This window comes from Pseudomonas izuensis, from assembly GCF_009861505.1.
In the GTDB taxonomy this organism is placed as follows: domain Bacteria; phylum Pseudomonadota; class Gammaproteobacteria; order Pseudomonadales; family Pseudomonadaceae; genus Aquipseudomonas; species Aquipseudomonas izuensis.
This window is the reverse complement of sequence record NZ_WTFT01000008.1, coordinates 251472-271007: the sequence shown is the minus strand read 5'-3', so window position 1 is coordinate 271007 and position 19536 is coordinate 251472. Positions and strand designations below refer to the sequence as shown.

Below are 19536 nucleotides of genomic sequence, written 5' to 3'. Positions count from 1 at the left end.
GCAGCCAGATCAGTCAGACCCTTTAACAGCAGGATCAAGCATTGTGCTCCGGTGCTTGTAGCTTGCTGCTACGGGTCTTTAGGTAGACCACGTTTAACCCCGAGTCGTCTCCCCACTTCTCGGGGTTTCTTTTTGCCTGGAATGTGTCAATTCCCGGCCTGCTGCTCGAAAAACGCCCTGGAGGCCTCAAGGTACGCGCTACGACTTTCCGGATCGAGCCAGGCGGCATAGGCTTCGCTCAGATGATCGCGGGGCAAGGTGCGCAGGAACTGGTTGATCTCGATGATTGCCTGCCGGCCTTGGGGCGTGTCGGTGCAGCCGATGTAGCCGGACAGGTATTTACCGGTGCCGCGAATCGGGTAGAACTGCAATTCATCTTCCGCAATGCCTTGCTGCTGGGCCTGGTAGCGGATTTCCGGGCGATAGCCCAGTAGCAACTGCAAGCGCCCCAGCCGTTGCATCTGCAACAGGCTGCCCAAGGCATCGCTGCCATAGTGGCGTGTCAGGGTGTTGGGGGAAGCCTGTGTGAGCAGCGTGTCGAGGTACTCGCCATAGTTGCGCTCGGCAACGATTCCCAGCGTCACGCTACCGGTGGCCAGCAGAGCCGCCAGGTCCACTTCCCCGTCCTTGATGAAAGGCGTCAGTACTTCGCGATCGACCCGCCGCACGGCCAGGCCGTTGCTCATGGCGCGAAACACCGGAATGGAGAACGCGATCCAGGTTTCGCGTTCCTTGCTCCAGTTCAGCGCCGCATCGCAGGTGAGGGATGGTTCATGGAGCATTTGCAAGCCGCGCGCACGATTGACCTTCATCACACTGTGCTGGTACTGAGGCATGCCGGCGATCAGCTCCGTCAACAGTTCATCGATGACTCCCTGGCCCTTTTTCGGGCCTTCGAAAATGAACAGCGGCGGCAGATCGCGCTTGAGCCAGATGAGCGTTTCCTTGGGGTGAGCCCACGTCTGGGGCGCCAGTGCGAAGATCAGAAGCAAACCCAGCCATGCGCACAGCGTCCGCCCGTTGCCTGACAGGCAGCGTTTGATGGATCGCGCCATCGGACGCTTCAGCTCAGATGGCTCCGTCTTTGCGTAGCTGAGTGATCTGCGACGCGTCATAGCCAAGTCCCTGGAGTACCTGGGCGTTGTGTTCGCCCAGCTGCGGCCCGACCCATTCACAATCACCGGGTGTCTCAGAGAGTTTCGGCACGATTCCCGGCATCTTGAAGTCTTTGCCATCGGGGAGCTTGGCCTGCAGGAACATTTCCCGGGCGAGGTATTGCGGATCGCTGAACATGTCTTCGGCACTGAAGATCCGGCTGGCCGGCACGTCGGCTTTGTTCAGGTGTTCAAGGACGGCGTCCAGCGGCAGCGAGTTGACCCAGCGATCGATGACCCCGTAGAGCTCATCGCGACGGCTGTCACGGCCATCATTGCTGGCCAGCACCGGGTCATTGGCCAGGTCTTCGCGGCCAATGATCAGCATGAAGCGCTTGAAGATGGCATCGCCATTGGCGCCGATCTGCACATGTTTGCCGTCGGCGCTGGTGTGGATCGAAGAGGGCGTGATGCCGGGCATGATGTTGCCGGTGCGCTCACGGATGAACCCGAATACATCGAACTCCGGGACCATGCTTTCCATCATGGCGAAGATCGCTTCATACAGCGCCACGTCCACCACCTGCCCCTGGCCGCCATTGACCTCGCGGTGACGCAGGGCCATCAGCGCACCGATCACACCCCAGAGCGCGGCGATCGAATCGCCAATCGAAATGCCGGTGCGCACCGGTGGCCGGTCTTCGAATCCGGTGATGTAGCGCAGGCCACCCATGGATTCTCCGACCGCGCCAAATCCCGGCTGATCTTTCATCGGGCCGGTCTGGCCGAAACCCGAGAGCCGGACCATAACCAGTTTAGGGTTGAGCGCATGCAAGGTTTCCCAGCCCAGGCCAAGTTTTTCCAGCACGCCGGGTCGGAAGTTTTCAATCAGGATGTCCGCTTCACCCAGCAGTTTTTTCAGGATCGCCAGACCTTCGGGATGCTTCAGGTTCAGGGTCAGGGACTTTTTGTTGCGCGCCTGCACAAACCACCAAAGCGAAGTGCCTTCATACAACTTGCGCCATTTGCGCAGCGGATCGCCACCGTCCGGGGATTCGATCTTGATCACCTCGGCACCGAATTCAGCGCAGATACGCGAGGCGAACGGGCCGGCAATCAAAGTGCCCAACTCAATGACTTTCAGACCTGAGAGCGGTTTGGCAGTGAACGGCATACGGGATCCTGTAGGAAGAGAGGTTGAGCGATTACAGACTTTTAACATAGCCGACTGTCAGCCGCTCACGGTAGATCGCCATCAATTCGATGATTGCCTGTCGCATCGGTTAGACTTGCCGCCTTTCCACGTATCAAGAAGCCCGTTCATGGCCCAGCCGTCCACGACCTACAAGTTTGAACTGAACCTCACCGACCTCGACCGCAGTGTCTACGAGAGCGTCAAGCAGACCATCGCCCGTCACCCTTCGGAAACCGAAGAGCGCATGACCGTGCGCCTGCTCGCCTACGCCCTCTGGTACAACGAGCAGCTGTCTTTTGGCCGTGGTCTGTCAGAAGTGGATGAACCAGCGTTGTGGGAAAAAAGCCTGGATGACCGTGTCCTGCACTGGATCGAAGTCGGTCAGCCGGATGCCGAGCGCCTGACCTGGTGTTCCCGCCGCACCGAGCGCACCAGTCTTCTGGCCTACGGAAGCCTGCGTGTCTGGGAAGGCAAAGTGGTCCCGGCGGTGAAAAACCTGAAAAACGTCAACATTGCCGCGGTGCCCCAGGAAGTCCTGGAAACCCTGGCCAAGGACATGCCCCGCGTCATCAAGTGGGACGTGATGATCAGCGAAGGGACGATCTTCGTCACCGACGACCGTGGTCAGCACGAGGTCCAGTTGCAGTGGCTGGCCGGCGAACGCGGCTAAACATTCGCCGCGTCATCCGGATTTATCCTACGTATTGAAGAGAAGCTCCTGTCACCCCATGCGCATCGAACCTCGCCTGCTGCCCGATACCCTGCCGTTCCTCGGTGATATTCCACCTCTGTTGACCCGCCTGTACGCGGCGCGGGGCGTGCAGTCCGAAGCCGAACTGGACAAAAGCCTGGCGCGGTTGATTCCGTACCAGCAACTCAAGGGCATCGATGCCGCGGTGGATTTGCTGGTGATCGCGCTGGAGCAACGGCAGCGAATCCTGATCGTCGGCGATTTCGATGCCGACGGCGCCACGGCCAGTACCGTGGGGACGCTGGGCTTGCGTCTGCTGGGCGCTGCGCATGTCGACTACCTGGTGCCCAACCGATTCGACTACGGCTATGGCCTGACGCCGGAAATCGTCGCGGTGGCGCTGGAGCGCCAGCCACACTTGTTGATTACCGTGGACAACGGCATTTCCAGCGTCGAAGGCGTAGCGGCGGCGAAAAAGGCCGGGCTCAACGTGCTGGTCACCGATCACCATTTGCCCGGTGATGAACTGCCGCTGGCCGATGCCATCGTCAATCCGAACCAGCCCGGCTGCACGTTTCCGAGCAAGGCGCTGGCCGGTGTCGGGGTAATTTTCTATATGCTGATGGCCTTGCGCGCGCGCTTGCGCAGCCTGGGTTGGTACGAAAGCAAGCCGCAGCCGAATATCGGTGAATTGCTTGATCTGGTGGCCCTGGGGAGCGTCGCCGACGTGGTGCCGCTGGATGCCAACAACCGGATTCTGGTGCATCAGGGCCTGGAGCGGATTCGTGCCGGACGTGCCCGACCTGGCATCAAGGCGATTCTCGAAGTGGCCAAGCGTGACCATGCGCGCATCACCTCGACCGATCTGGGGTTCATTGTCGGCCCGCGCCTGAACGCGGCGGGGCGTCTGGATGACATGAGCCTGGGCATCGAATGCCTGCTCACCGAAGATGCCGGCCTGGCCCGGGAAATGGCCGCGCAACTGGACGGCATGAACCAGGACCGCAAATCCATCGAGCAGGGCATGCAGCGTGAAGCCCTCGCTCAGCTCAAGGATTTGCCGGTGGAATCGATGCCGTTCGGTTTGTGCCTGTTCGATCCCGAGTGGCATCAGGGTGTCATCGGTATCCTGGCGTCGCGTATGAAAGAGCGTTATTTCCGTCCGACCATCGCCTTTGCCGATGCCGGAGACGGCCTGCTCAAGGGCTCGGGGCGTTCGGTCCAGGGCTTTCATATTCGCGATGCCCTGAGTGTGGTGGCGGCGCAGCATCCGAACCTGATCACCAAGTACGGTGGCCATGCCATGGCCGCCGGCCTGACGCTGCCGGAAGCGAATTTCCCCTTGTTCGCCGAAGCCTTTGATGCCGAAGTGCGTCGCCAAATGCGCGAAGAAGACCTGACCGGGCGCCTGCTCTCGGACGGTACTTTGGCGGTCGAGGAGTTTCACCTGGAACTGGCCCGTGCGCTGCGCCATGCCGGCCCCTGGGGGCAGCACTTCCCGGAACCGCTGTTTCACGGGGTGTTTCAACTGGTCGAGCAGCGCGTGGTCGGCGAACGGCACCTGAAAGTGGTGCTCAGAAGTGAGTGCGGCTCGGTCAAGCTCGATGGCATTGCCTTTGGTATCGATCGCGATATCTGGCCGAATCCGACCATCAAATGGGTGGAATTGGCCTACAAACTCGACGTCAACGAGTTTCGCGGCAACGAGACTGTCCAGCTGATGATTGCCCACATCGAACCGCGTTGACCCGATACCTGTAGGAGCGAGCCTGCTCGCGATGGACTCAAGATCGCCGTGGGGTGTCAGGTTTCCCGCGTCATCGTTGACGACCATCGCGAGCAGGCTCGCTCCTACAGGGGGGGCGACATCCCCCGATGTCGACTAGGCTCTAAGGACTGCTTGATTTTCCTTGTGACGTCTTGTCGAATTTTTTGCCCGCGGGGGCGGGTGCTGTACCTTTTTCCTGTCACTCGTCGACTTTCAAACAGAACCCTGGAGCCAGCCCACTGATTCGAGAGGTGCCCCATGAGTCTGCTGCTTGAACCCTATACCCTTCGCCAACTGACCCTGCTCAACCGCATCGCGGTATCACCGATGTGCCAGTATTCCAGCGTCGATGGCCTGGCCAATGACTGGCATCTGGTGCACCTCGGCAGCCGCGCCATCGGCGGGGCGGGGCTGGTATTTACCGAAGCCACGGCCGTCACTGCCGATGGGCGCATTACCGCGCAAGACCTTGGTTTGTGGAACGACGAACAGATCGAACCCCTGCAACGCATTACCCGCTTCATCGCCGCTCAGGGCGCTGTGGCGGGCATTCAATTGGCGCATGCAGGGCGCAAGGCCAGCACGTTTCGGCCGTGGATTGGCAAGCATGGCAGCGTAAAACCCGATGATGGCGGCTGGACGCCGGTCGGCCCGTCAACGATCGCTTTCGACCCGGAACACACCAAACCCAAGCAGCTGGAAGTGAATGAAATCGACGAGCTGATCCAGGCGTTCGTCGACGCGGCCAAACGTGCGCTGACCGCCGGTTTCAAAGTGGTGGAAGTCCACGCCGCCCACGGCTATCTGCTGCACCAGTTTCTTTCGCCCCTGAGTAATCAGCGGCGTGACCAGTACGGCGGTTCATTCGAAAATCGCATCCGTCTGGTGTTGCAGGTCACCGAAGCGGTACGCGCCGTGTGGCCCGAAGAGTTGCCACTGTTTGTCCGGGTCTCGGCCACCGATTGGGTGGAGGATGGCTGGAACCCTGACGAAACCGTAGAGCTGGCGCGGCGCCTCAAGGCCTTGGGCGTAGACCTGATCGATGTCTCGTCGGGCGGTACGGCGGTCAACGCAGAAATACCCACAGGGCCTGGCTACCAGACCCGATTCGCCGAACGCGTGCGTAAAGAAGCGCAAATCGCTACCGGCACCGTAGGCATGATTACCGAGCCCGCACAGGCTGAGCATATTTTGCGCACCTGTCAGGCGGACATCATTTTCCTGGCCCGCGAGTTGTTGCGCGATCCGTATTGGCCGCTGCATGCGGACGACGATCTCGGTGGCCACAAGGCCGTCTGGCCGGCGCAATATCAACGGGCGACCCATCGCGAACAGCCCATTCATGAATCGGACTTGCGCGACTGAACGCCGCGCTACAGCCCCTGTAGGAGCGAGCCCTGCTCGCGATGGACGTCAGGACACCGCGGGGGACCAAGTTCCCCGCGTTATCGTTTACGAGCATCGCGAGCAATCGAGCGTCGACCGGCTGCTCCTACAGTTTCCGGATATCCGATCAGGCCGCTTCGATTTTGCTGCGGTTCTGCTCGACTGTGTGCAGATAAGCCTTGAGCTTGTCCTGTTCCGCGGCCGTGGTGAACAAACCGAGCTTGCTGCGGCGCCACAGGATGTCGTGCGCGGTGGTGGCCCACTCTTCGCTGCACAGGTAATCGACTTCGCGGGTGTAGAGGCCGCCGCCGATGTGTTCACCCAGATCGCTCAGGGCTTGCACGCCTTCGAGCATGCGCCAGGTGCGACTGCCGTAGGTGGTGGCCCAGCGACGGGAGATTTCGGTCGGAATCCAGTCGAACTTGTCGCGAATCTGCGAGCTCAGCGCTTGCGGCGTGGTCATGTTTTCGCCGCCCGGCAGGGTTTCATTGGCCGTCCAGCTTGGCTTGATGTGCGGGAAGTACGGTGCCAGTTGCGCCAGTGCCGATTCAGCCAGCTTGCGGTAGGTGGTCAGCTTGCCGCCGAACACCGACAGCAGCGGTGCTTCTTCAGTGCTGCCCGACAGTGCCAGGGTGTAATCGCGGGTGACGGCCGAAGGGTTGTCGGATTCGTCGTTGCACAACGGACGCACACCGGAATAGCTGTGCAGGATGTCGTCGCGGCTGATCTGCTTTTTGAAGTGGGCGTTGACCACGTTCAACAGGTAATCGGTTTCGCCTTCAGTGATCGCAACGTTTGCCGGGTCGCCGGTGTACTCGCGGTCGGTGGTGCCGATCAGGGTGAAGCGGTTCAGGTATGGAATGGTGAACACGATGCGCTGATCTTCGTTTTGCAGAATGTGCGCGTGTTCACCTTCGTACAGCTTCGGCACGATCAGGTGACTGCCCTGGATCAGTCGGATGCCGTACGGCGATTCCATTTTCAGGTCATCCCGAATGAACTTGGCGACCCATGGGCCGGCCGCGTTCACCAGCGCCTTGGCGCGGATCGAAAACAGGCTGCCATCGGCGCGCTCCAGATTCAGGTGCCACAGGCCTTTGCTGCGACGCGCACTGACGCAACGGGTCTGGGTGTGGACGTGAGCGCCTTTTTCCCGGGCCGTCATGGCGTTCAACACCACCAGTCGTGCATCGTCGACCCAGCAATCGGAGTATTCGAAGCCTTTGGTAATTTCGCTTTTCAGGGCGCTGTCCGGACCGAACTTCAGGCTTTTGGAGCCTTTGAGTTGTTCGCGTTTGCCGAGATTGTCATAGAGGAACAGGCCTGCGCGGATCATCCAGGCCGGCCGCAGGTGCGGGCGATGCGGAAGCACGAAGCGCATCTGCTTGACGATGTGCGGCGCCTTGGCCAGCAGCACTTCGCGCTCGGCCAGAGCTTCGCGCACCAGGCGAAATTCGTAATGTTCGAGGTAGCGCAGGCCGCCGTGGATCAGCTTGCTGCTGGCTGACGAGGTGTGGCTGGCCAGATCATCCTTTTCGCAAAGGAACACCGACAGGCCGCGGCCGGCTGCATCCGCTGCGATTCCCACGCCATTGATTCCGCCACCGATGACGGCGATATCGTAGACCTCGGCAAGAGGGGGCGCAGGCAAGGTAGAAGTGGGCATCGGCTGTGGCCTCGGAATTCTTTGATTTTCTGTATTTGAATTCGAACATTAATGTTCATTTGCGAAAATACTAGCCCATAAAGACGCGCACAGCCAGTCGACTTCGATTAAAAAAACTCATCGAAGGACCGTCAAAGGAAAATATTCGAACATTGTTTAGGGCTAGTGGAGGCGTTGTGGCGAGGGGATTTATCCCCGTTCGGCTGCGCAGCAGTCGTCAAGCCATCGCACATGCTGTATCAGACCTGCCGAGGTTGCAGGGTTTAGGGCTGCTGCGCAGCCCAGCGGGGATAAATCCCCTCGCCACAGGGGAGGGTTAGACGACCTCTAAGCGAATCTTGTGCTGATTCAGAAGCTGGGTCAGCGCCGGCACGGGCTGCTGGTCGGTCACCAGGCAATCGACCAGGCTGATCGGCCCCAGGCGGATCATGGCGTTGCGCCCGAATTTGCTGGAGTCGGCGGCGAGGATGACTTTGCGGGCGTTGGCGATGATCGCCTGGGACACCCGCACTTCCTGATAATCGAAATCCAGCAGACTGCCGTCTTCATCGATACCGCTGATACCGACAAGGGCGAAGTCGACCTTGAACTGATTGATGAAATCGACACTGGCCTGACCGACCACGCCACCGTCACGTCGCACATTGCCACCGGTCAGCAGCACGTCGAAATCGTCCTTGGCGCTGAGCATCGAGGCCACATGCAGGTTGTTGGTGATGATCTTCAGGTGATTGTGATTGAGCAGCGCGCGGGCGATGGATTCGGTGGTGGTGCCGATGTTGATGAACAGCGAGGCGTGATCGGGGATCTGCGCCGCAATGGCTTCGCCAATGCGTTGCTTCTCATCGCGCATCTGGTCGGCGCGCATCGCATAGGCGGTGTTTTCGACACTGGAATCGTAAGCCGCGCCGCCGTGGTAGCGACGCAGCAGATTGGCTTCCGCCAACTGATTGATATCGCGGCGGATGGTCTGCGGAGTAACAACGAACAGCGTGGCCATTTCCTCGATGCTGACATAGCCGCGCTCGCGGACCAGTTCGAGGATTTGCTGCTGACGGGGAGGCAGATTCATGGGGCGTCCTTTGGGCTGCCGTGCAAAATTTGCCCATGATGCCGGAGGAATCTGCTCCCTACCAGTTACAACAGGATACGCGTCTGATCCTTGGCTTATTCAGCCCCTTCCTGGGGCTCCCAATCGCGTGTGCGACTGACCGCTTTTTTCCAGCCGGCGTAGAGTTTTTCCTTCGCCGTTTCGTCCAGCGCCGGTTCGAATCGGCGCTCGATCACCGCCTTGCCGCGCAACTCTTCCAGGCTGCCCCAGAAACCGCAGGCCAGGCCTGCCAGGTAAGCCGCGCCCAGGGCTGTGGTTTCGCGCATTTGCGGGCGCTCGACCTCGGTACCGAGGATGTCGGCCTGGAACTGCATGAGGAAGTTGTTCGCGACCGCACCGCCATCCACGCGCAGGGCCTTGAGGCGTTCGCCGGCATCCTGTTGCATGGCATCGAGCACGTCGCGGGTCTGGTAGGCAATCGACTCCAGCGCGGCGCGGATGATGTGGTCCACGCGCACGCCACGGGTCAGGCCGAACAGCGCGCCACGGGCATAGGGGTCCCAGTACGGCGCGCCGAGGCCAGTGAAGGCGGGGACCAGGTACACGCCGTTGCTGTCCTTGACCTTGTTGGCGAAGTACTCGGTGTCGTGGGCGTCATTGATGATCTTCAATTCGTCGCGCAGCCACTGCACGGTGGAGCCGCCGTTGAACACCGCACCTTCCAGTGCATAGGCCACTTCGCCACGGGGGCCGCACGCGATGGTGGTGAGCATGCCTTGTCGGGATTTCACGGCTTTGTCGCCGGTGTTCATCAGCAGGAAGCAACCGGTGCCGTAGGTGTTTTTCGCCTGGCCGGCTTCGACGCACATCTGGCCGAAGAGCGCCGCCTGCTGGTCACCGGCAATACCGCCAATGGCGATGCCGCTTTTGGTATGGCCGTAGATTTCCGATGAGGATTTCACCTGCGGCAGCATTTCCCGCGGGATATCCAGCACCTCCAGCATCTTCGTGTCCCACTCCAGGGTGTGGATGTTGAAGAGCAGGGTGCGCGAGGCATTGGTGTAGTCGGTGACGTGCACCTTGCCGCCGGTGAATTTCCAGATCAGCCAGCTGTCGACGGTGCCGAACAGCAGCTCGCCATTGCGCGCGCGTTCACGACTGCCTTCGACGTTGTCGAGGATCCACTTGAGCTTGGTGCCGGAGAAGTACGGGTCGGTGACCAGGCCGGTGGTCTCGCTGATGTACTGTTCGTGGCCATCGCGTTTGAGCTGCTGGCAGATCTCGGTGCTGCGTCGGCATTGCCAGACGATTGCGTTGTAGATCGGCCGGCCGGTGTTCTTGTCCCAGACCACGGTGGTTTCACGCTGGTTGGTGATACCGATGGCCGCGACCTGATCGTGGTGCAGGCCGGCTTGCGCCAGGGCCTCGACCATCACGGCGCTCTGGGTGGCGAAGATTTCCATCGGGTCGTGTTCGACCCAGCCGGCTTGCGGATAATGCTGCGCGAACTCGCGCTGTGCGGTGCAGACCACGTTCGCGTCGCGGTCGAAAATGATCGCGCGGGAACTGGTCGTACCCTGATCGAGGGCAATGATGTAGTTCTTATTCTGAGTGTCGGTCATGTCGATTGCCTTGGACGAAAAAAGGGAGTGAGGTCTGGCGCGCGATCAATTTGGCAGGATCATGCGCCAACGGTATCAAGAAATTCGCGGTTTGCCGTCAACGGCCGGTGCTGTGTCCTGCGTAGCCGCTGCGGCATTCGGCAGATGGCGGGCGATAACCCCGCGGTACGCCGCGGCACCGAGGCAGGCACCGACAATCGGTGCAAAAACCGGAATCAGGAAGTACGGAATATCGCGCCCGCCGGTGAAGGAAATGTCACCCCAGCCGGCGAAAAAAGTCATCAGTTTAGGACCGAAATCACGGGCCGGATTCATCGCGAAACCGGTCAGCGGCCCCATCGAACTGCCAATCACTGCAATCAGCAGGCCGATCAACAAGGGGGCCAGGGGACCATTGGGCAAGCCATTGTTGTCGTCCGTCAGGGACATGATCACGCCCATCAGGATGGCAGTGATGATGACTTCGACCAGAAAGGCCTGGGACGTGGACAGGCTTGGGTTGGGGAAGGTGGAGAACACCGACGCCAATTCAAGGCTGGCTTCGGTGCCGCGAACCATATGGTGGGTTTGTTCGAAATCGAAGAAAAGAGTGCTGTAGAGCGTGTAGACCAGCAAGGCACCGCAAAAGGCGCCGGCCACTTGGGCGACAATATAGAACGGCAGTTTGCGCTTTTCGAAGTCGGCGAAAATGCACAGCGCGATGCTGACGGCAGGGTTGAGATGAGCGCCCGAAATCCCGGCTGTCAGGTAGATCGCCATGCTGACGCCGACACCCCAGATGATGCTGATTTCCCACAGGCCAAAACTGGCACCCGCGACCTTGAGCGCGGCAACACAACCCGTACCAAAGAAGATCAGTAGTGCAGTGCCCAGAAACTCGGCCATGCATTGGCCCGAGAGCGAAGGTTGTTGTAGAGCAGTTGTCATTGAAACCTCTTTGTTTTTCTTGTCTGGCGCTTTCATTCCAGTGTGGTCAAAGCGCGTTTTTCACCGGAACAGAATCCCCATCCTGTCCCCGTTTTACAGCAGGGCACTGCAGTAAGACTTTTCGTACAGTTTCAGAAACGAAAAAATATAGACAAGAAACACTGCTGTCAAAGGTCGAAAGTGAACCGTTGGTCACAAATAAACTATTAGTTCCATGAATGATCGCGTTGCCGAGCAATCGAAATCGACCCAAATGAACGCGACTGACATTTTGTAACGGGTGTGCGATAGAGCCTTTTGCGGATCAATGTCCTAGAATCCGGCGCAGTATTTTTTACTGCCGCCAAGTCTGGAGCTGTCATGACCCCCGCATTGGATTTGCTGAAAAAGGTTCGCGCCGAACACCGAGTGCACAGTTACGAACATGACCCGAAGGCCGCGTCCTATGGGTTGGAAGCGGCGGAGAAGCTCGGCCTGGACCCGGCGCAAGTGTTCAAGACGTTGCTGGCGGCCAGTGAAAAAGGCGAGTTGCTGGTGGCAGTGGTGCCGGTGGGCGGAACCCTGGATTTGAAGGCCCTGGCCCATGCGGCCGGAGTGAAAAAAGTCGAAATGGCCGACCCGGCCGCCGCACAGCGCTCGACGGGATATCTGTTGGGCGGGATCAGTCCGTTGGGGCAGAAAAAGCGTTTGCGCACCTTTATCGATAATTCTGCCCAGCCGTTCTCCAGCATTTTTGTGAGCGCCGGCCGACGCGGCCTGGAAGTTGAACTGGCTCCGGCGGTGCTGGCCGAACACACCCAGGCTAAATTCGCGGATATCGGCAGGGCCTGAAGCGGTGGTTAATTACTGTAGGAGCGAGCCTGCTCGCGATGGACTCAAGAACACCGCGGGGAATCAGAATGCCCGCGTTATCGTTGGCGACCATCGCGAGCAGGCTCGCTCCTACAGAAATCCAACACATTCATGCGATGGCCTGACAAAAGGAGAATGTTATGCAGCTTGAGTTTCATCAGGTCGACGCGTTCAGCGATCGTCCTTTCAGTGGTAACCCGGCGATGGTCTATAAGCTGGATGCCTGGCTCGCCGATGAGTTGATGCAAAAGATCGCCGCCGAGCACAATCTCGCCGAAACCGCCTTCCTGGTGCGTGAAGGGCAGGGCTGGCACATCCGCTGGTTTACCCCGACCACCGAGGTGCCGTTGTGCGGTCACGCGACCCTGGCCAGTGCTTACGTTTTGTTTGAAATCTACAAGGAGCCGGTCGAGCACCTGGCGTTCACCTGCAAGTCCGGCCCGCTGAGCGTGAGTCGAGAGGGGGGACGTCTGTGGCTGGATTTTCCGGCGATCGTCGCGTCGGAAGTGGGCGTGACCCTGGACGTCGAGCGCGCGCTCGGTGTTCAGGCCGTCGATGTGCTGGGTTCGAATGAATTGTTTGTTGTGCTGGAGTCCGAGCAGGCCGTGCTCGACTGTCAGCCAGACATGGCTGCCCTGGCGAAGCTGCCATGGCTGGGCGCCATCGTGACCGCCCGTGGCAGCAAGCAGGATTTCGTGTCGCGCTACTTCGCGCCGGCCATCGGCATCAATGAAGACCCGGTGACCGGATCGACCCATTGCAGCCTGATTCCGTACTGGTCGAAACGTCTGGGCAAGTCGAGCCTGACGGCTTACCAGTGTTCGGCGCGGGGCGGGGAGCTGTTCTGCCGGCTGGAAGGGGATCGGGTGAAGATTGGCGGGAATGCGACGCTGGTGGCCAGCGGAACGCTTTTTCTGGGTTGATCCTGATTTTTGATCTTTGTAGGAGTAAAGCTTGCTCGCGATAGCGGTTGTTCAGTCAACATCTACGTTGAATCTGATACCGCTATCGCGAGCAAGCTTTGCTCCTACAGAGGCGGGTGGGATCAGTTGGCGGTGCTGTAACGCCGCACACCGGATTCGACGACCGGAATCTGCGCCGCCGTGCTGCCGGAAGCCTGGAACAGCACCAGGTGTTCCGCCGCGACACGAATACCCACCTGCGCACCGACCTGATGATCGACATGACTCGGGAAGATCGACTCCAGCTGCGCACCGGTCGGCATTTGCAGGCGATACAGCGTGGACGCACCCTGAAACGACTTGCCGACAATCCGCGCCCTCAAGGCACTGTCCGGCGCATAAACGATATCGTCCGGGCGCAACAGTACATCCACCGCACCACCGACCGGCCAGGTGTAGGCGCGGTTGCCGCGCAATTCACCCAGTTCGGTCTGCACCGACTCCGGGCTGCTCAACTGGCCGCGGATGAAATACCCCTGGCCGATGAAGCTGGCCACATACGGTGTCAGCGGTTCGTGATACAGGTTGTAGGGCGTGTCCCATTGTTCCAGCCGGCCTTCCTTGAATACGCCGACGTGATCGCTCACCGCGAAAGCTTCTTCCTGATCGTGGGTGACCAGAATCGCGCTGGTGCCACGGGCCTTGAGAATATCGCGGACCTCGTGGCTGAGCTTGCGGCGCAACTCACCATCGAGGTTGGAGAAGGGTTCGTCAAGCAGCAGCAGTTGCGGTTCCGGCGCCAGTGCACGAGCCAGGGCGACACGTTGCTGCTGACCACCGGAAAGCTCATGGGGGAAGCGCTTGCCGAGGTTTTTCAGGTTGACCAACTCCAGCAGCTCTTCGGTGACGCGATCCTTTTGCGGATGCTTGCGGATACCGAAAGCGATGTTGTCGGCCACGGATAAATGCGGAAACAGCGCGTAGTCCTGGAACACCATGCCGATCCGGCGTTTCTCCGGCGCGAGGGTGAAACCGGCGCTGGAGATCGTCTCGCCCGCCAACTGGATGTCCCCTTCGTGTACCGGCTCGAAACCGGCAATGGCGCGCAGGGTGGTGGTCTTGCCGCAGCCGGAAGAACCCAGCAGGCAACCGATGTCGCCGGCATTCAAATGCAGGTTGAGGTTCTGCACTACGCGCTGGTCCTGATAGCCACAGGCGAGGTTGCGCAGGTTAAGCAGTAATGGCTGGCTCATGCGTGGTGATACGCCGGCGGAACGAGAAACTCGAGCAGGGCTTTTTGCGCGTGCAGGCGGTTCTCGGCCTGATCCCAGGCGACCGAGCGCGGGTCGTCGAGCAGGTCGACGCTGATCTCTTCGCCACGGTGAGCCGGCAGGCAATGCATGAACAGCACGTCGCTGGCGCCCAGATCGAGCAGGGCGCGGTTGACCTGGTAGGGGGCGAACAGCTTCAGGCGCTTGGCGGTTTCTTCTTCCTGGCCCATGGAGGTCCAGACGTCGGTACTCACCAGATGGGCGCCGCGAACGGCATCTTTCGGGTCGCGAACGATGGTCACCCGATCACCGGCCAGGGCCAGGAACTTGGGGTTCGGCTCGTAGCCTTCAGGGCAAGCGATACGCAACTGGAAGTCGAACTGGATCGCCGCTTCTATATAGCTGTTGCACATGTTGTTGCCGTCACCGATCCAGGCCACGGTCTTGCCCTGGATGGAGCCGCGGTGTTCGAGGTAGGTCTGCATGTCGGCCAGCAGTTGGCACGGGTGCAGATCGTCGGACAGGCCGTTGATCAGCGGGACGCGCGAATTGGCGGCGAATTCGGTCAATGTGCTGTGGGCAAAGGTACGGATCATCACCACATCGAGCATGCTCGACATGACGACGGCGGCGTCGCTGATCGGCTCGCCCCGGCCCAGCTGGGTATCGCGCGGCGACAGGAAGATCGCCTGGCCGCCGAGCTGGATCATGCCGGCTTCGAACGAAATGCGGGTGCGGGTCGAGGATTTCTCGAAAATCATCCCCAACACGCGGTTTTTCAGGGGCTCGAACAGTACGCCGCGGTTACGCAGGTCCTTGAGCTCAACGCCTCGACGGATCACGCTGACCAGCTCTTCGGGCGTGCAATCCATCAGGGAGAGAAAGTGCCTTGCGCTCATCATTGACTACCTTTTTGCTACAAACCGCAGATGCTCAAAGCCTTGTCTAACGGAACAACGGGCGAGACCTGCGGCGTAAGCCGCACGGGGCGACGAAATAGGGGAAGGCGCGATCTTATAATTAAATGTCGCGTCTTACCAATAGGGCTACGGTTTTTAGGGGAGTTCAGAGGAGCTACGGGATATCCGCAGTAGCGCTTTTGAAGCCTGTTTCCTGACGGCAGCCAGGCATTTGTACACCGTGCCCGCGCAGCTTGGCAATCGAGCGGGGCGGTGGCGGCGCGTTGACGGTCGGTTCCTGACCTGGCGTTCGCGGTCTTCGCAGGCGGTCTGCTCCATCTGAAACATTTGCTAATGCAAAGTGCTGGGTTATAAATAAATCACCCGCGACGCAGGAGGCTTCGACAATGGAATCGAAAGAACAGCAGCTAATGGAATTGCTCGGCCTCACGGCTCGCTCCCTGACACACCTGACCGCCTCCATGACGTCGATGTCGTTTGAACTGCTGCGCAGCAACGACCCGGTGACCCGGGACGCCGGCCGCCGCATGATCGACCGCATGGCCACCATCAGCACCGGGCTCGACGAGCACTGGCGGCTGATCGGCGAACTGACCGGGGTCCATGTTGCCCACGAGCAGATCGAAACCATCCAGGAGATCCAGCTGCAGGCGCAACCCAGGCTGCCGTCGAACGGATCATGAGGAGCCATCGGTTGGCCTGATGGTCACCAATTCACAAGACGAACGTCGCTGGCGCGCTATGGGGGCAGGCGCCATAGTTTTGTTCCCGCGGCCGAAATCGCCCGCCCAGAACAAGACAGAGACTGGCCATGACCAAGACTCTCCACCACCGTGCCTGCCACCTGTGTGAAGCCATCTGCGGCCTGACCATCGAAACCACCGAGGTCGAAGCCGGCAATGTGCAGATTACTTCGATCAAGGGTGATCCCCTGGATACCTTCAGTCGCGGGCACATCTGCCCCAAGGCTGTTGCCTTGCAAGACATCCAGAATGATCCGGATCGCCTGCATCAACCCATGCGACGCGTGGGTAACGAATGGCAGCCCATCGAATGGGAAGACGCCTTCAATCTGGTCGCGGAGCGTCTGGCGGAGATTCAGCAGCGTCACGGGCAAAATGCGGTGGCGGTCTATCAAGGTAATCCCAGCGTGCACAACTATGGGCTGATGACCCATAGCAATTATTTTCTCGGCCTGTTGAAAACCCGTAACCGTTTCTCCGCGACGTCGGTCGATCAATTGCCCCATCACCTGACCAGTCATTTGATGTACGGCCATGGTTTGTTGCTGCCGATCCCGGACATCGATCACACCGACTTCATGTTGATCCTGGGTGGCAATCCGCTCGCGTCCAACGGCAGCATCATGACCGTGCCGGATGTGGAAAAGCGCTTGAAAGCGATTCAGGGCCGGGGTGGCAAGGTCGTGGTGGTCGACCCGCGTCGCAGCGAAACGGCGGCCATCGCCGACCAGCATTTGTTCGTTCGCCCGGGTGGCGATGCGGCATTGTTGTTTGGCCTGCTCAACACCTTGTTTGCTGAAGGATTGACCCGCGACGGTCATTTGTCGGTAGAGGGGCTGGACCTGGTGCGCGAGGCGGTTGCGGGTTTCACTGCCGAGGCCATGAGCCCGTTGTGTGCGGTGCCGGCCGAACAGATCCGCCAATTGGCGCGGGACTTCGCCGCTGCACCGAGCGCGGTGTGTTATGGCCGGATGGGCGTCTCGACCCAGGCATTCGGTACGCTGTGCCATTGGCTGGTGCAGTTGATCAACCTGGTCACCGGTAACCTTGACCGCGTGGGCGGTGCGTTGTGCACCCAGCCGGCGGTGGATCTGGTGGCCTCCACGTCGGGTGGGCATTTCAATTTGTGGCAGAGCCGGGTGTCCGGGCGCCCCGAATACGCTGGCGAACTGCCGGTGTCGGCGCTGGCCGAAGAGATGCTGACCGAAGGGGAAGGGCAGGTGCGCGCACTGATTACCGTGGCGGGCAACCCGGTGCTGTCCACGCCGAACGGCCGTCAGCTGGAACAGGCGCTGGACGGGTTGGAATTCATGGTCAGTGTCGATTTGTACATCAACGAAACCACGCGATACGCCGACCTGATCCTGCCGTCCACCTCGGCGCTGGAAAACGATCATTACGACACGACGTTCAATATGTTCGCCGTGCGCAACGTCAGTCGTTTCAACCGGGCAATTCTGGCCAAGCCCCAAGGCGCACTGCACGACTGGGAAATTTTCGTCGGGTTGGCCAAGGCATTTGCCGCGAAGACCGGCAAGGAGCTGAAGCCGACTATTGCCCCGGCACAGATGATCGACCGAGGCCTGCGCATGGGGCTGTATGGCGATGCCTCGGAGCACAAGCTGTCGGTGGCGACGCTGTTCGACCATCCCCATGGTGTCGATCTCGGGCCGCTAAAGCCCAACCTGGCGCTGCGTCTGAAAACCGCCAATCAGCATGTCCAGGCTGCCCCCGCCGCCATCCTTGCCGACCTGGCGCGGTTCGCGGCATTGCAGGCTCCGGCTGCCGATGAGTTGTTGATGATCGGCCGTCGGCATGTGCGCAGCAACAATTCGTGGATGCACAACTACCACCGTCTGGTGAAAGGTAAACCGCGTCATCAGTTGTTGATGCACCCGGATGATCTGGCCAGTCGCGGGCTGAGCGATGGGCAGCGAGTGCGGGTGAGCTCGCGGGTCGGGGTGATCGAAGTTGAAGTGTTGGGCAGCCTGGATATGATGAAAGGCGTGGTCAGCCTTCCGCACGGTTGGGGGCATGCGAGACCGGGTGTGCAAATGACCATTGCCAGTGGTCAGCCGGGGTCCAGTGCCAATGACCTGACAGACGAATGTCAGCTCGATGAACTGTCGGGGAATGCGGCGTTGAATGGCGTTCCGGTAACCGTGGCGGCGGCTTGATCGTATCTGACGGAGAGACCGAGCATGGCCCTCGGCTTTCCGTTACAATGCGCCACCGTGCCGACCCGTGAGTCGGAAAGTTCAGCCGAGGTGCTCCATGGATATCATCGAAACGATTAAAGAGCAGATTGCCAACAACACCATTCTGCTTTACATGAAAGGCTCGCCGAATGCCCCGCAGTGCGGCTTCTCCGCGAAAGCTGCGCAGGCTGTGATGGCTTGTGGTGAAAAGTTTGCGTACGTGGATATCCTGCAGAACCCGGAAATCCGCGCCAACCTGCCAAAATACGCCAACTGGCCAACCTTCCCGCAACTGTGGGTCGCTGGTGAGCTGGTCGGCGGTAGCGACATCATGACCGAGATGTCGGCTGATGGTTCGTTGCAGGCGCTGATCAAAGACGCTGCCGCAAAAGCCGCAGCTGCAAAAACCGAAGCCTGATCCGGCTTTTTGTAGGAGCGAGCCCGCTCGCGATGGACTCAAGAACACCGGGGGAGCCAGACGTCCCGCGTTATCGTTGACCACCATCGCGAGCATGCTCGCTCCTACAAGGTTTCAGGTGAATCCCGAAACCAACACATTAAAAAGCCCCGCCTCTTCAAAAGAGAGCGGGGCTTTTTATTGCATCGAGATTAATGGCGTAGAAGTTATTCGTCTTCGCCCATCTGCGATTGCAGGTAGTTCTCGATACCGATCTTGTCGATCAGGCCAAGTTGGGTTTCAAGCCAGTCGATATGTTCTTCTTCGGACTCGAGGATATCTTCAAGCAGTTCACGGCTACCGAAGTCGCCAGCCGTTTCGCAAAAGGCGATAGCCTCTTTAAGGTCTTTGTGGCCGGCTTTCTCGATACGCAGGTCGCACTCAATCATTTCCTTGGTGTGCTCGCCGATGTGCAGCTTGCCCAGGTCCTGGACGTTGGGCAGGCCTTCCAGGAACAGGATGCGCTTGATCAGCTTGTCCGCGTGCTTCATCTCGTCGATGGATTCGTGGTATTCGTGCTTGCCGAGCTTGTTCAGGCCCCAATCTTCATACATGCGTGCATGCAGGAAGTATTGATTGATTGCGACCAGCTCATTGGCAAGAATCTTGTTGAGATGCTGGATGACTTTAACGTCGCCTTTCATGATGGGGTCCTGCCCTTTGTTAGCCGTCTATAAGGCAGAGTTTGAGCCGCGCAACTAAGGGTGTCAAACTTAAGTTATTGAATAATATATGAAAATTAATCGGAATAAGAATGTTTGTGTTCCGCGTCTAGAGTCTAAGCAGTTGATTT

At 59.6% G+C, this 19536-nt stretch carries 17 protein-coding genes; 8 read left to right on the top strand and 9 right to left on the bottom strand.

The features are described 5' to 3' along the window. Positions 1–146: 146 nt before the first annotated feature. Both GPL81_RS08230 and GPL81_RS08225 read right to left on the bottom strand, forming a co-directional pair. The gene (locus GPL81_RS08230; RefSeq protein WP_160106354.1) at positions 147–1115 is read right to left on the bottom strand and encodes a TIGR02285 family protein; all 969 of its coding nucleotides are present in this window, start codon (positions 1113–1115) and stop codon (positions 147–149) included. Beyond that, complete coding sequence (locus GPL81_RS08225; protein ID WP_160106353.1) at positions 1069–2268, bottom strand: CaiB/BaiF CoA transferase family protein; 1200 nt, start codon at positions 2266–2268, stop codon at positions 1069–1071. Before GPL81_RS08225 ends, GPL81_RS08230 begins: the two co-directional genes overlap by 47 nt. A 148-nt stretch (positions 2269–2416) precedes the next feature. Here GPL81_RS08225 and GPL81_RS08220 point away from each other — a divergent pair, with 148 nt between their 5' ends. From GPL81_RS08220 to GPL81_RS08210, 3 genes are all read left to right on the top strand, one after another. Then, positions 2417–2959 carry a YaeQ family protein gene (locus GPL81_RS08220; protein WP_007971297.1) on the top strand — a complete coding sequence of 181 codons (543 nt, stop codon included), beginning with the start codon at positions 2417–2419 and terminating at the stop codon, positions 2957–2959. A gap of 58 nt (positions 2960–3017) precedes the next feature. After that, positions 3018–4727, top strand: coding sequence for a single-stranded-DNA-specific exonuclease RecJ (recJ, locus tag GPL81_RS08215; RefSeq protein ID WP_160106352.1), 1710 nt, complete (start codon positions 3018–3020; stop codon positions 4725–4727). A gap of 279 nt (positions 4728–5006) precedes the next feature. After that, positions 5007–6113: an NADH:flavin oxidoreductase/NADH oxidase gene (locus GPL81_RS08210; protein WP_160106351.1), complete on the top strand. Its 1107-nt coding sequence runs from the start codon at positions 5007–5009 to the stop codon at positions 6111–6113. Positions 6114–6261: 148 nt separating this feature from the next. Here the strand turns inward: GPL81_RS08210 and glpD are convergent, their stop codons facing one another. From glpD to GPL81_RS08190, 4 genes are all read right to left on the bottom strand, one after another. Further along, positions 6262–7800 (bottom strand): glycerol-3-phosphate dehydrogenase, encoded by a 1539-nt coding sequence (glpD, locus tag GPL81_RS08205; RefSeq protein WP_160106350.1) that lies wholly within the window; start codon positions 7798–7800, stop codon positions 6262–6264. 316 nt (positions 7801–8116) lie between these two features. Continuing rightward, positions 8117–8872 carry a DeoR/GlpR family transcriptional regulator gene (locus GPL81_RS08200; RefSeq protein WP_160106349.1) on the bottom strand — a complete coding sequence of 252 codons (756 nt, stop codon included), beginning with the start codon at positions 8870–8872 and terminating at the stop codon, positions 8117–8119. Positions 8873–8967: 95 nt separating this feature from the next. Continuing rightward, positions 8968–10473, bottom strand: coding sequence for a glycerol kinase GlpK (gene glpK / locus GPL81_RS08195; RefSeq protein WP_160106348.1), 1506 nt, complete (start codon positions 10471–10473; stop codon positions 8968–8970). A 75-nt stretch (positions 10474–10548) separates the two neighbouring features. Next, entirely contained in the window at positions 10549–11400 is an 852-nt protein-coding gene (locus GPL81_RS08190) for an MIP/aquaporin family protein (protein ID WP_160106347.1), read from the bottom strand. 360 nt (positions 11401–11760) lie between these two features. Between GPL81_RS08190 and ybaK the strand changes: the two genes are divergently transcribed. Both ybaK and GPL81_RS08180 read left to right on the top strand, forming a co-directional pair. Then, positions 11761–12231, top strand: coding sequence for a Cys-tRNA(Pro) deacylase (gene ybaK / locus GPL81_RS08185; RefSeq protein ID WP_160106346.1), 471 nt, complete (start codon positions 11761–11763; stop codon positions 12229–12231). A gap of 161 nt (positions 12232–12392) precedes the next feature. Beyond that, the gene (locus tag GPL81_RS08180) at positions 12393–13175 is read left to right on the top strand and encodes a PhzF family phenazine biosynthesis protein (RefSeq protein WP_160106345.1); all 783 of its coding nucleotides are present in this window, start codon (positions 12393–12395) and stop codon (positions 13173–13175) included. Positions 13176–13297: 122 nt separating this feature from the next. Here GPL81_RS08180 and GPL81_RS08175 read toward each other — a convergent pair whose 3' ends face one another. Together GPL81_RS08175 and argF are read right to left on the bottom strand one after the other, a co-directional pair. Continuing rightward, positions 13298–14407, bottom strand: a complete 1110-nt coding sequence (locus GPL81_RS08175) for an ABC transporter ATP-binding protein (RefSeq protein ID WP_160106344.1) — start codon at positions 14405–14407, stop codon at positions 13298–13300. Then, positions 14404–15324, bottom strand: coding sequence for an ornithine carbamoyltransferase (gene argF / locus GPL81_RS08170; protein ID WP_096509236.1), 921 nt, complete (start codon positions 15322–15324; stop codon positions 14404–14406). The genes GPL81_RS08175 and argF overlap by 4 nt, the downstream gene beginning before the upstream one ends. Positions 15325–15731: 407 nt before the next feature. Here argF and GPL81_RS08165 point away from each other — a divergent pair, with 407 nt between their 5' ends. The 3 genes from GPL81_RS08165 to grxD all read left to right on the top strand — a co-directional run bounded on the left by GPL81_RS08165 (position 15732) and on the right by grxD (position 18704). After that, the gene (locus GPL81_RS08165) at positions 15732–16028 is read left to right on the top strand and encodes a hypothetical protein (protein WP_160106343.1); all 297 of its coding nucleotides are present in this window, start codon (positions 15732–15734) and stop codon (positions 16026–16028) included. A 128-nt stretch (positions 16029–16156) separates the two neighbouring features. Then, positions 16157–18265: a molybdopterin oxidoreductase family protein gene (locus GPL81_RS08160; protein WP_160106342.1), complete on the top strand. Its 2109-nt coding sequence runs from the start codon at positions 16157–16159 to the stop codon at positions 18263–18265. A gap of 97 nt (positions 18266–18362) precedes the next feature. Further along, entirely contained in the window at positions 18363–18704 is a 342-nt protein-coding gene (gene grxD / locus GPL81_RS08155) for a Grx4 family monothiol glutaredoxin (protein WP_007938922.1), read from the top strand. A gap of 206 nt (positions 18705–18910) precedes the next feature. Here grxD and bfr read toward each other — a convergent pair whose 3' ends face one another. Further along, positions 18911–19387 (bottom strand): bacterioferritin, encoded by a 477-nt coding sequence (gene bfr / locus GPL81_RS08150; RefSeq protein WP_096509239.1) that lies wholly within the window; start codon positions 19385–19387, stop codon positions 18911–18913. Between the last annotated feature and the right edge of the window lie 149 nt (positions 19388–19536).